Origin of the sequence: Microbacterium sp. B24, from assembly GCF_000333415.1 — a bacterium.
Taxonomy (GTDB): domain Bacteria; phylum Actinomycetota; class Actinomycetes; order Actinomycetales; family Microbacteriaceae; genus Microbacterium.
In genome coordinates this window covers 1-12,733 of sequence record NZ_BADB01000260.1, presented here as the reverse complement: position 1 = coordinate 12,733, position 12,733 = coordinate 1, and the positions used below count along the sequence as shown (strand labels likewise).

General features: G+C 71.7%; 10 protein-coding genes. 1 reads left to right on the top strand and 9 read right to left on the bottom strand.

Annotation, left to right across the window (positions count from 1 at the left end; translation table 11 throughout):
* From I5I_RS06920 to I5I_RS06880, 9 genes are all read right to left on the bottom strand, one after another.
* On the bottom strand, positions 1-812 hold an 812-nt coding region (locus I5I_RS06920), incomplete at its 3' end, for an MFS transporter (RefSeq protein WP_036318056.1).
* 41 nt (positions 813-853) lie between these two features.
* The gene (locus I5I_RS06915; RefSeq protein WP_036318055.1) at positions 854-2,605 is read right to left on the bottom strand and encodes an amidohydrolase; all 1,752 of its coding nucleotides are present in this window, start codon (positions 2,603-2,605) and stop codon (positions 854-856) included.
* A 38-nt stretch (positions 2,606-2,643) separates the two neighbouring features.
* A complete protein-coding gene (locus I5I_RS06910) occupies positions 2,644-4,233 on the bottom strand; it encodes a carboxylesterase/lipase family protein (protein WP_036318054.1) in 1,590 nt (529 codons plus the stop codon).
* A 46-nt stretch (positions 4,234-4,279) separates the two neighbouring features.
* Positions 4,280-4,954 carry a GAP family protein gene (locus I5I_RS06905; RefSeq protein WP_036318052.1) on the bottom strand — a complete coding sequence of 225 codons (675 nt, stop codon included), beginning with the start codon at positions 4,952-4,954 and terminating at the stop codon, positions 4,280-4,282.
* Positions 4,955-5,011: 57 nt separating this feature from the next.
* Positions 5,012-6,754 (bottom strand): hypothetical protein, encoded by a 1,743-nt coding sequence (locus I5I_RS06900; RefSeq protein ID WP_036318059.1) that lies wholly within the window; start codon positions 6,752-6,754, stop codon positions 5,012-5,014.
* A 10-nt stretch (positions 6,755-6,764) separates the two neighbouring features.
* The gene (locus I5I_RS06895; RefSeq protein WP_036318050.1) at positions 6,765-7,415 is read right to left on the bottom strand and encodes a response regulator; all 651 of its coding nucleotides are present in this window, start codon (positions 7,413-7,415) and stop codon (positions 6,765-6,767) included.
* Positions 7,416-7,488: 73 nt separating this feature from the next.
* Positions 7,489-7,839, bottom strand: a complete 351-nt coding sequence (locus I5I_RS06890) for a histone-like nucleoid-structuring protein Lsr2 (RefSeq protein ID WP_036318047.1) — start codon at positions 7,837-7,839, stop codon at positions 7,489-7,491.
* Positions 7,840-7,868: 29 nt separating this feature from the next.
* Complete coding sequence (locus I5I_RS06885; protein WP_036318043.1) at positions 7,869-8,717, bottom strand: LuxR C-terminal-related transcriptional regulator; 849 nt, start codon at positions 8,715-8,717, stop codon at positions 7,869-7,871.
* Between the two features lie 123 nt (positions 8,718-8,840).
* A complete protein-coding gene (locus tag I5I_RS06880; protein ID WP_036318041.1) occupies positions 8,841-9,389 on the bottom strand; it encodes a methylated-DNA--[protein]-cysteine S-methyltransferase in 549 nt (182 codons plus the stop codon).
* 209 nt (positions 9,390-9,598) lie between these two features.
* Here I5I_RS06880 and I5I_RS06875 point away from each other — a divergent pair.
* A partial coding sequence (locus I5I_RS06875) for an AAA family ATPase (protein ID WP_051039522.1) occupies positions 9,599-12,733 on the top strand: 3,135 nt, incomplete at its 3' end.

The window sequence follows — 12,733 nt, the reverse complement described above, 5'->3', positions numbered from 1 at the left end:
CGCCGCGAGGAAAGGGGTCGGCGAAAGAGCTCGACCGGGAAGAACGGGTTCGCGACCCGCGTCTGCGACCAGACGAACACGCCGAGAAGCACGACGCCGAGCGTCATGGCTCCCCACGTCAGCGGGCTGGTCAGCGACGAGGCGAGCTGCGAGACGCCGAACAGGAACACGACCATGCCGGTGATGAGCGCAACCTGTCCGCCCACGTCGCGCTTCTCGGTGACGGTGGGGGCGACCGACGGCAGAAGCACGAGGACGGCGGGGATGCACAGTGCCGACAGCACGGGAACGAGCACGAACGCGAGGCGCCAGTCGACTCCGGCAAGCAGGCCCCCCGAGAAGGTGAACACCACTCCGGCCGCGCCCGAACACGCGGCGAACGTCGCGACGGCGGCGGGCAGCCGGCCCGGCGCGGCCAGCACCTGGATGTAGGCGAACGCGGCGGCGTACACGGCGCCCAGGCCGACGCCCGTCACCGCCTGGCCGAGGATGTAGACGAGCGCCATCGGCGCGGCGGCCACGATCAGCTGGCCGACGAGACCTGTCACGAGGGCGGCGACGAGCATGCGGCGGCGGCCGATCCGGTCGGCGAGCAGGCCTGTGGTGATGACCGAGGCGGCGATCGCGAGGGTTTGCATGGATGCCGCGAGCGCCTGATCGCCGCCGACCATGTCGAGGCCGCGGCTCGCGCCCACGAGTGCGGTGGCGGCGATGTTCGGGGCGGAGCCCTGAACTGCGGCGAGCACGCCCAGCAGGGGGATCGCGAGGGTGTGCGCGGAGCGCACGACGGACGTCGGTGGTGTCGTTGTCATGGGGGGGGGCTTTCGAGTGAGAGAGACGTGCGGAGAATCGTTCAGGCGGTGAAGGCGGGGACGCCGTCGATGTAGGTGGCGTTCACGGCGATGCGATCCCAGCTCTCGGGATCGCTCGTCCACGGGTCGGCGTCGACGACCGCGAAGTCGGCGCGGCGTCCGGCCGTGAGCGTGCCGCGATCGTCGGCGTGGATCTGCCAGGCGGCATCCGCGGTGATCGCCGCCAGGGCCTCGGCCGCGCTGACGCGCTCGTCCGGCGCGAGCACCGTGCCGTCGGCCTCCAGACGGCGCAGCACCGCGGTGCGGGCGCTGCGCAACGGCTGCACCGTCGTCACGTTGTAGTCGGAGTGCAGACTGGGGCGCAGCCCCGCGCGGAGGGCCGACGCGACGCGGTCCAGTCGCGCGGCGCGCGCGGGGCCGAGGATCGTGTCGCGGAACGCCGCACCCCAGTAGTAGACGTGGTCCATCAGGAAGCTCGGCGACACTCCCACCGCGGCCATCCGCGCAAGCTGGTCGTCGGTGGTCACCGAGGCGTGCTCGAAGCGGTGCCGGAGAGCGTCGCGCCCCGGCAGCAGCTCTTCGGCGGCCTGGAGGGCGAACTCGACCGCCGCGTCGCCGTTCGTGTGGATCATCAGCTGCCAGCCGTCGTCGAGACCGGCGCGCATCACTTCGCGCAGACTCTCCGGTGTCCAGTTCGCGTGGCCCCCCGAGGTCTCGCCGAGATACGGCTGCAGGAAGTATCCGGAACGACCCTGGTTCGAGCCGTCCGCCACGATCTTCCACGCGTCGGCGCGCACCATCGCATCTCCGCTGAACGGCGTGACGCCGGCCGCCTTCCACGCCTGGGCGACCTCGGCGGGCGTCGCGCACCCCGCCAGGGAGGAGAACTGCGCCGTCGACACTCGCACCGGCAAGCGTTCGGACCCGTTGAGCTGGTGCAGCATCGCGATCTCGCTCACGCCGGCCAGCGTGCCGGTCATCGCTTCGCGCATCGAGGTCACGCCGGCACCGGCGAACTCGTTCAACACGTGACGGATGCCGCGGCCCACCTCCGCCGCTGTCGGACGCGGCAGGTGCGCGAGCAGCATCGTCACCGCGGGCGATTCGCCGACCACGCCGGTGAGTCTGCCGTCGCGCTTCTCCAGCGTGCCCCCGCTCGGCTGCGGTGTGGCGTCGGTGATGCCGGCGGCATCCAGGGCCGCGCTGTTGGCGTAGGCGAAGTGCATCGACGCATTCAGCACGACCACGGGACGGTCGGTCGCGACCCGGTCGAGGATGTCGCGGGTGAGGGCCGGCTCACCGGGGTACAGGCTCGGGTCGAACAGCTTCGCCAGCACGTACTGACCGGCGGGTGTCGCGTGCGCAGCCGTCTTCAGGACGGCGATGACGTCGTCGAAGCGCGGACAGGTGGCGTGCGACACGTCGGCCCACTCGAGTGTGAGCAGCGACACCCAGATGTGCGCGTGCGGCTCGATGAGACCGGGGATCACCACGCCGTCGGGGGACAGGATCTTCGTCGCCGGGCCGGTCAGCCCGTCCAGCTCCGCCGCCGATCCCAGTGCGACGATGCGGCCGTCGCGCACCGCCATCGCCTCCGCGCTCGGAGCCGCGGGGTCGCCGGTCGCGATCCGGCCGACGACCAGGAGGTCCGCTGTGGCGGTCGGGGCGCTCCGCTCGCCCGATTCTGCGGGCGCGCCGTAGTGCGCGGGGCTGACGGTGGCGCCGGCCGCGGCGATGGCGGGCGCGAGGCGGTCGCGGCTGAGGTGAGTCGCGGCGCTGCAGGTGTCGGACATGAGGAGCTCCTTCGAAGGCGTGTGGCGGCCGCGCGGGTTCAGTGGAAGTCGAGGACCTGATCGCCCCACGCGGCGCGCAGAGCCGCATCCAGGTCATCGACGACGGTGTCGTGGCGCTCGATGACCAGCGTCGCGCGGCTGTCGGCGGGATCGTAGGCCGGCCAGTGCGGAGCGCCGGCGACGCCGTCGGCGTCGGGTGTGCGCCCGTGGGCGAACGCGGCCCACCGCTCCTGCATGCGGGCGGAGATCACCTCGCCGGCGCGCTTGCCGCCGAGGCGGAACGTGGGGTCCTTGGGGCCGCTCGCGAAGACGCCCCACAGGTAGGCCAGCTCGCTGCCGTGCGTCGCGCCGAGACCGATCAATCGCAGGAAAGGTGTCGCGTGATCGAAGCGGTACAGCCACACCGGGGCCGCCGCGGCGTGCCCCTCGGCGATCCACACGGTGGGCATGCGGAAGCCGATGTCGCGGGCGACCCCGAGCCCCACCGCGTTCTTGCGCACGTTCTCGTACGCCGTCTGCACCTGGGCGACCGAGGGCAGCTCGACGGTGGGGTTATCGGCGGCCATGTCGGAGAACATCGCCATGATGCGCTCCTCGGTGATCGGGATGAGCGGCGACTTCATGAACTTGAACAGCGACGCCTCATCCTTGTTGGTGCCGATCATGAGGGGAACCGGCAGTCCGCGACCCTCGTGCAGCACCGTGGCCGGTGCCTCCGGCAGCAGGTCGCCGTCGACGATCGGCGCGAACGCCAGCGTTCCGGGCGCCTCGTCGGGCACCTGCGCGTACACCGTCATCCCGGCCGTCACGAGCTCGTCGGCGGATGCCGCGCGCAGCGCCGCGGCGGTGGACGCGGCATCCGTCTGGTCGATGCCGAGCTCACGCACAAAGCGCTCCGCGACATCGCGCGCGCGGTCGATGCCGTACATGCTGGAAGCGGGGGAGGACTGCGCGATCGCGCGGTGGAAGAGCCCCGCGGCCGACGGGGTCGCCAGCAGGGTCGTGACCAGTCCGCCGCCGGCGGACTCGCCGAACACGGTCACCCGGTCGGGGTCGCCGCCGAACGCGGCGATGTTCTCCTGCACCCAACGCAGGGCGAGCAGCACGTCCTTCAGCGCCAGGTTGCGATCGAAGCCGCCGTCGGGGAGAAGACCCGACAGATCGAGGAAGCCGAAGGCGGCCAGGCGATAGTTGATGGTCACCACGACCACGTCACCCCGCGTGACCAGCGAGGTCGCATCGTACGTGCGTTGGCTGGACGCCCCGAAGGTGTACGCGCCGCCGTGCAGCCACACCATCACCGGTCGTGCGCCCGCCGCTGCGTCGGCGTCGGGTGCCCAGACGTTGAGCATCAGGCAGTCCTCGTCGAGCACGGCGTCGTCGCCCAGGGCGATGGCGGGCGTGCGCACCTGGGGACAGGCCGGCCCGAACGCGGTGGCGTCGACCTCTCCGGTCGCGGCGGCTGCCGGCACCGGGTCGCGCCAGCGGCGCTCGCCGACCGGGGCTTCGGCGTAGCGGATGCCGCGCCACGAACGGACGTCGTTGCGGACGGCGCCGCGGAAGGTGCCCGCCGGGGCGGTGACGATGCAGGGGGTCAGGGTGTCAGGGGTCCGGGTGGTGTTCGACATGTGAGGTCCTTTCGGAACGGGAGGCGGAGAAGGCGAAGTGGGGCGCTCAGGCGGCCAGGCGATGGATGACCTGTGCCAGCTCGTTCGCCGCGAGGATCGCGAACAGTACCGTCATCATGGCGGCGTTGTGCGTGATCAGCTGCGATTTCAGCGCCTGCAGGGCGGAGTGCACGCGGGCCGTGCCGGCCAGCTGGACGAGGGCCGGAACCACGAGCAGCAGTGAACCGGCCAGCGCGATGGCAAGGCACACCCCGACGGCGGCGAGCGGCGCGAGGTGCGCTTCGCCGATGAGCGCGCCGGCCTTGAGCTCGAGGGGGATGTTCTTGGTGTTGGTCGCTGCCATCACGAGTCCGAGGCCGGCGGCGGAGAGCGGGGTGACGCTGTCGATCGCCGCGAGCCACTTCGGTGCCGTCGCGGGCGTGCCGTCCTTCGGGCGCGACATCCAGCTGGCGACGGCGAACACCGTGAAGCCGAGGGCGAGGACGATCGCCAGGATCAGTGAGACCGTCTGCGCTGCGGGGCCGCTCGATGCCGACGCGCGCGCCGCGCCGAGCGCGCCCAGCCCCGTGGCGGCGAACGCGACGAGCGTGTAGGCCGCGGTGTAGGCGGGAGCGCACGAGCGTCCACGCGGGGCGAGCACGATGGCCACGATCGCCACGATGGGCAGCGGGGACAGCAGCATGCCCACCGCGAGGGGAAGAAGGTTGTGCAGGTCGTTCACGTCGGTTCCGTTTCATCGCTGTCCCCGGGCCGGGTGTCCGGGGGTGCGATGACGACGTTATGACGGGGGTGCGGCCTGCTTTTCGTGATGTTCGGCTGACACGACAGCAGCGCCGGTCGGCAGCGCGAAGCTCGCCTCGAGCACCGTGTCGCGACCGTCCGTACGCAGCCGCGCGCCGAGGTCGCGCACGTGCGATGCCGGCCGCAGCTCGGCATCCGCCGCCGTTCGTCCTCGCGAGCGCACGCGCGCGCGCAGTCGGCTGCCCGCCCCCGTCGCGACGATATCGAGGGCCACGTCCGCGCGCTTCTCGTCGCTGTGCTTGACGGCGTTCAGCAGCCCCTCGGCGATGACGTCGTACACATCGCGGGCGAGCCGGGGATGCGCATCGAGCGCGTCCAGCGCCCGCGGGTCGAGCGTCGTGCTCAGCGCGATCACCCGCCCCCATGTCGCCAGCAGCGCCCGTAACGCCGCGGCATCGGCGCCGGGGTCGGCATCGGTATAGGTCGAAGCCAGACGATGTACGAGAGCGATCAAGTCGTCGCGCAGCGCGGCGGACTCGGCGGCGGACGGCTGCGGGTGGGTGAGCGCGAACTGCACGCACGCTCCCTGCCCGTCGCGGTGCAGCAGTTCGGCCGTGCGACGCAGGCCCTCCCTGACGGGGCCGATGCCCTCGCGGGACGCGCGCTGGGCGCGGGTGATCGTGCCCGAGAGTCGTCGCTGTTCTCGTCGCAGTCTCTGCACGGCGCCGGCGCACAGGCCGGCCGCGAGAGCGAAGGCGACGTAGTCGACGGCGGGCAGAAGCGTGATGAGACCGCGATGTCCGGAGATCGTCGTCAGCGCCGACAACGCCACTCCGCCGATCGCCGCGCCCAGGAGATAGACCGTGGCGGCGCGGCGGGCGCTGCGCGCGAACGCTCGGCGGCGCGCGACATGGTCGACAAGGCCGGTCACGGCGACGACGGCGCCGAGGCCCGCGATCAGTGCGCCGGGGCCCGTCGTCCGCAGCGCGTAGGGAAGTGTGCAGGCGATGTAGACGATCGCGACCGCACCGCGTGGCGGGAGACGGAAGGGGGGCAGTTTCAGGGAGTGGCGGCGGGTCGGGATGTCAGCGGTGGTGGCAGTCCCCTGCGGCGCCGCGCTCGTCGGCGCATCATCGGCCATCCGCTGCAGGCGGTGGCTCCACGTGCGGAAGTCCTCCGCACCGAGCGCGCGCACGCCGCCCGGCCCCGCCGCGGGATCCCATCGTTCGATCGCTCGGCCGAGAGCGGATGCCGCGGCATCCACTTCGCGGCGCGCATACCGGTCGATGACGACGGCGCGGTCGGGGGCGGCGGCCAACTCTGCCGCCACCTCGCGCAGCAGCGCGTTGGTGCGACGGAGTGTGTGCACGGCGTTCTCGAGCACGGCGATCATCGCGAGGACGACCGGCCAGACGACGACATTCGTCGCGATACGAAACGGCAGTTGCGCCGCCGCAGGAACCGGCAGCGACCATAGCGCGGCCCATCCGTCCTGCACGAGCGGACGCAGTGCAGCGCACGCGACGACGCCGACGACCACCACCACGGCTCGCACGAGCGGGGCGGTCAGATGCCGCTCGAGCAGCGCGAGGGCCCCGAGTGCGACGACGAAGCATGCCGTCGTGGCGAGCGTTGCCGGAACGAGCGCCGCGACATCCACGCCCGCGCCCACGGGCGCCATGATGGTCATCGACAGGGGGAACGTCGCCGCGAGCGACCACGGGCTCAGAAACCGGCCGTCGGCCACGACACGGCCGATCGACGCGGAGAACCGTCTCACGCGCGAACCCTCACCGGGCGGGGCCGAACGCGGCGAGGTACATCGCCGCAGCGGCGACACGGGGGCTGACGGTCGGGTCGCCCGTGACGTCCAAACGGTCGAACAGGCGGCTGATCGAGCGTTCCACGGCGCGCACGCCGGACGCGGTCTCTTCGGCAATGCGCTCGTTCGACCAGCCGCGGGCGACCATCGCCAGGATCTCGAGCTGATGGCGCGTCAGGGCTCCGAGCCCGTCGCGTGCGTCGGGCGCGGGCGGCGTCGTCGCCGCCGGGGTCCGCCGCGTCGACAGTGCCTGCTCCAGCGCCGACACGAGGCCGTCCGCGGAGTCGAGGTCCTGCTTGGAGACGAAGACCGCGTGGGCGATGCCCATCGCCGTCGCGCCGGCCGCTGCGCGCGGATAACTGCTCAGGAAGACGATCGCCAGATGCGGGGCGAGCTCGGACAGCATGGCGGCCAGCTCGGCGCCGGAGGGGCGACTGCCGAGGTCGATGTCGGTGAGGAGCGCGTCGGGGTCGAACTCGGTGAACAGGCGCGTCGCCGTCGCCGCGTCCGCCGCGGCGGCCGTCTCGAACCCGTGACGCTCGAGCAGCTCGCACACGAGCATGCGCAGCGCGGCCTGGTCTTCGACCACGAGCACGCGACGGGTCCAGTCCGAGGCCACGAGATCACCCTAGCGCTCGCGCGGCTGGCGCCGTGATGGCGCCGACGAGCGTCGGCGTGGGTGCCGCGGGCCGTCAGTGCGCGGCGTCGTAGGCCTCGAGGACCGAGGCGGGGACGCGTCCGCGCTCCGACACCGTGAATCCGTTCTTGGCGGCCCACTCGCGGATGGGACCGTAATCGCGCTGCTGAGAGCGGCGCTGTCCGCGGGCGCCAGCGCGGCGCGGCGCGGCCGCGCGCGACGAGACGCTGCGCGCCGCGGCGACGTAGGGCGCGAGCGCGTCGCGAAGCGCGGCGGCGTTGTCGGTCGTGAGGTCGATCTCATACGCGGTGCCGTCCAGCGAGAACAGGACGGTCTCACCGTCACCGACTTCGAGAACGGTGCCGTCCAGGTCATCGACGAGCTGGTGAACGATTTTGCGGGCCATGGGCAGAGCCTACTGATACCGACGGCTGATCAGGGGAGCAATCCCGCGCGTCGCGCCCGTGTCACCGCGGCGTGGCGCGTGCCCGTGTCGAGTTTGGCCATCGCCGACTGCAGATACGACTTGACGGTGCCCTCCCGCAAGCCGAGTGCGACAGCGATCTCGGCGTTGGTCTGGCCCAGTGCCGCGCACGCGAGCACATCGATCTCACGCGGCGACAGCTTCACGTCGAGCGCCTCCGCGCTCGCACCGTCGTCGCGGGTCAGATCGGCGAGGCGCTGTTCGATCTCGGCGAGACGGCGCCGGATGGCGGCATCGGGAACGTCGGCGGCGATGCGACGCAACTGTGCGTACGTGTCGCGCAGGTGCTCGCGCAGCACGGGGTCGACACCGGGCGTGGATGCCGGGGCGACGGCGAGCCGGCGCTGCACCTCTTCTCTGACCCGCAACTCCGTCGCCAGATCGCTCGCGACCTGGAGCGCCATGCGCGCGGTGGCCTCCCCGAAAGGTGACGGCGACCAGGAACCGCAGTAGAGCACGCCGCGTGCGCGCCCGGCGACGAGCACGGGCACAGCGAACAGCGTCGAGATCCCCTCGCCGAGGATCGCGCGATCGTAATCGTGGGTGATGTTGCGCGAGGACCGGTAGTCGAGAGCGAGTCGCGGGCGCCGCTCGACGAGGGCGCGTCCGCCGAGCCCACGGCTGGCGTGCACGACCAGCCCCGACAGGTGGGGCGTGCGGTTTCCGACGATCGAGGTGACCTCGACCGCGTTCGCTCTCTCGAAACCGCCGAAGGCGACGGGAAGGCCTGTCCGCGTGGCCAGATCCTCGACGGCATGGGCCAGCAGATCACTGTCAGTGAGCGGGGTCGGCGTCGCCATCGCGCCTCCCTGACATCGAGGGCGACGACCGCGTCACCCGTGGGCTCGAGAATATCACCGGCCGCTGTCACCGGCTCCGTCGGGCTCCCACTCGGCGCTGTGGGAGCCCGCGCCGCGACCGGCCTACACGGCGGCGGACCGAGGGAAGCCGTCGCGGACGACGCGGGCTTCGAGATCGAGGAGAAACCGTTTGCGTTCGGGGTGTCCGCCGTACTCGCCGATGGACCCATCGGCGCGCACGACGCGATGCGCCGGGATCACGATCGAGATGGGGGTGCGGGCGCACGCCGATCCCGCCGCCCGGTGGGCTCCCGGGGAGCCGGCGAGGATGGCCAGCTCGCCGTACGACGCCGTCTCGCCGTAGGGGATCTCGTCCATCGCCTCGAGCGCGCGGCGCGCGAAACCATCGACTCCGCGCAGGTCGAGATCGAGAGTGAAGTGTCGACGCGTGCCCGCGAAGTATTCGTCGAGCTGGGCGGCCACGTCGGCGGTGGCCACGGCATCCGGCACGATGGCGCTGTTGCGGCGAGCGCTGATCGCTTCGAGGTGGCGGTCGGCCGCGGTCAGCGACACGTCCAGCACGTCGAGGGCGACGAGGCCCCCATCGGCGACGACGATGAGGGCCTCGCCGATCGGTGTCGGGTGCACCGAGTATGCGGCGGTCGAGGTCATGACTCCATGATGCTCGCGCCGGTCGACATCGTCGCCGCGCGATCCCGTTCTGTGGAGGGGAGAGGCTCCGCCCTGGGTGGGGAGGAGGCTCGACGCGATGTCTCACCCGTCACACCAGCCCCAAAACCGCGAAAACCCGCCGCGCTAACCGGGAACGCCGCGATCGGGACTTTAGGGTGTCGAGTGTGTGGAGAGCAGACGATGGCGCCGTGCGAGGCGTGGACGACGCCGACCACGGTCACGCGGTGAGCCCGGCGGACCTCGACCTGTCCGAGCCGGGTGTCGTCGTGACCCACGTCGCCGCCGGCGAGCGTGCGCGCCTGCGCGAGGAGTCGGGGTGGCTCGGCGGCAGGTCCACACTGCTGCACTACACCGACGCCGGCGACGCAGGCATCGACATCACGAAAGCCCATCCCGGCAGCCTGCCCCAGTTCATCACCGGGCGCTCGACGCTGCTGTCCAACCTCTTCCGCGACGAGGTCGCCCTGCGCACGGCACGGCTGGCGGCCGAGCGCATCGCCGCGAAGGACGTCGAGATGCGCACGACCCGCGGCCTCGATACGGTGCATCTGGCGGTCGGCATTGCCGGCTGGCGTATCGGCGGTGTCGCCTACGCCGCCCCGGTGCTGCTGCGTCCGCTCGCCATCCGCCGGCACCATTCCGATTTCGACCTCAAACTGCACGGCACCTTCACGATCAATCCCGAGCTCGTCGTCGCTGCCCGCACTCACTTCGGTCTCGTGATCGACGGACGCGCGCTCGCCGAGCTCGCCTACGACGGCGGCGTCTTCAAGCCGCAGCCGGTCATCGACCACCTGCGGGCGCTCACCGCGCACGTCGACACCTTCACGGTGCAGCCGCGACTGGTCGTGTCGACGTTCGCCGATGCCGCCTCGCCGATGAGCCGCGATGCGGAGAGCCTCGACCACCCGATCCTCAACGCTCTCGCCGGTCATGAATCCGACCGTGAGGACCTGTCGATCGTCCGGGCGGTGGCTGCGCCCGTCAGCTCCGACGAGCGCCCGCCCGCCGCCGACCGGCTTCTGCTCGATGCGGATGCCGAGCAGGAGGCGGTGCTCGCGCGCATCGCCGCCGGACAGTCCCTCGCCGTGCACACGCTGCCGGGCACCGGCGGCACGCAGACCGTGATCAACGCGGTCGGCGAGCTCGTGCGCGCCGGCAAGCGGGTGCTGGTCGTCAGCGCGCGCCGCTCCACCCTCGAAGGCGTCCGCCACCGCCTCGCCGGCATCGGACTGCCCGGACTCGCCGTCTCGCCGCGCCACCTGCACCGCGATCTCATCCGCGCGATCACGCGCAATGAGAAGGCGGAGCAGCCCAAGGTGGCCGACGTCGACGACGCTCTGGTGCGCCTGCGCACCGTGCTGCGTGACTATCGCGATTCGCTCACCCAGCGGCATCCGCGCGTCGAGGTCTCCCCGCTCGAAGCGCTCCGCACGCTGGCCACGATCGCATCGATGACGCCGCAGCCGTCCGCGGCGACCCGATTCGATATCGCCACGCTGCAGTCACTCGGCACCCGCCGTGCCGAGGCGGCGCAGGCCCTGGCAACGGCGGCCCGGCTCGGTGAGTTCCGCTTCGGCCCCGACGATTCGCCGTGGTACGGCGTGGCCTTCGCCTCTACTCAAGAGGCCCGTGACACCCATGCGCTCGCCGGACGGCTGCACCGCACCGAGGTGCCCGCGATGCTCGAGCGCGGTTACGAGCTCATCGCGCAGACGCGCATGCGTCCGTTCTCGACCCTCGCCGAACTCGGTGCCTACGTTCAGCTGCTGCAGGGCATTCGCGCCTCGCTCGACCGCTTCAGCACCACCGTCTTCGAGCGTCCGCTGGCAGAGCTGATCCAGGCGCACGCCCCGCGCCGTGACGCCCCCGCGATGACATCGCCGCAGCGCCGCCGCCTGAAGAACCTGTCGCGCGAATACGTGCGCCCGGGGATGCACATCACCGACATGCACGAGTCGCTGCTGCGGGTGCAGCAGCAGCGTGCGCAGTGGCAGCAGCTGGTCGATCCGGGCGTCATGCCCGAGATCCCCCTGGGCCTGGACGACGTCGCCACGGCGTGGCAGCGTGTGGCCGCCGACCTGGGGGCGCTCGACCGGGCACTGGGGCGAACCGAACCGCTCGCGTCCCTGCCGATTCCGTACCTGCTGCGCACTCTCGCCGGGTTGGCGGCGACGTCCGACGTCTTCGACAACCTGGTCGAACGTGCCACCCTGCGCGGCGAGCTGGCCGACATGGGACTGGAAGAGCTGCTCACCGAGCTGTCCGTCCGCCACGTTCCCGAAGAGCACGTCGCCGCCGAGTTCGAGTTCGCGTGGTGGCAGTCCGCTCTCGAAGCGATGCTGCGCTCGGACCGGGCGCTGCTGGGTGCGAACACTTCGGTCGTCGACCGGCTCGAACGCGATTACCGACTGGTCGATGAGGCGCACGCGGCCTCGGCGGGTCCGCTGCTGGCCGCGGAACTGGCGACGACGTGGAAGATCGCCGTCGTCGACGAGGCCGGCGAAGCTGCGACCCTGAAGCAGCTGCTGCGCAGCGGCGGAGCGTCTGCGACGGAGCTGGTCGCGGCCGCGCCGAAGCTCGTGCGCACGCTGGCCCCCGTGTGGCTCGCGTCGCCCTATGAAGTGCCCTCGATTCCCGAGTCGCCGCTGTTCGACGTGGTCATCGTCGCGGATGCCGCGGCGCTGTGCCTTGCCGAGGCGGCGCCCGCGCTGCGACGCGCGCGACAGGTGGTCGTCTTCGGCGACCCGGTGACGCAGCGACCCACGCCGTTCCGCGTGGGCGCCGGCCATGCGACGGCGGAGGACGAGCCCGATGTGCCGTTCGACGGTGTCAGCGTGTTCGAGCGGCTCACCGAACTCGTTCCGGTCGAGACGCTGACCCGCAGCTATCGCGCGGGCGGTGAGGACCTCGCCGAGCTCGTCAACGGCGCGTTCTACGAAGGTCGACTCGTCTCTTACCCCTGGGCCGGTTCGTACCTCGGGCGCGGGAGCCTCAGCGTCGACTACGTCGAAGGCGGCACCGGCGCACCCGATCCGATCACTGGCGCCGTCGAGAGTCCGGATGCCGAGGTCGCCCGCGTCGTCACTCTCGTGGTCGAGCACGCGGTCAACCGTCCCACCGAGACCCTCATGGTCGTCACGGCATCCGTGCGGCACGCCGAGCGCGTGCGCGCCGCCGTCGCCGCCGCGTTCGCGGGCCGATCCGACGTCGCCGAGTTCGTCGGTCGCGACACGGCCGAGCCGTTCGCGGTGCTCGGACTCGAGGAATCGGTGGCGGAGAGTCGCGACCGGGTCGTCTTCTCCCTCGGATTCGGGCTGACC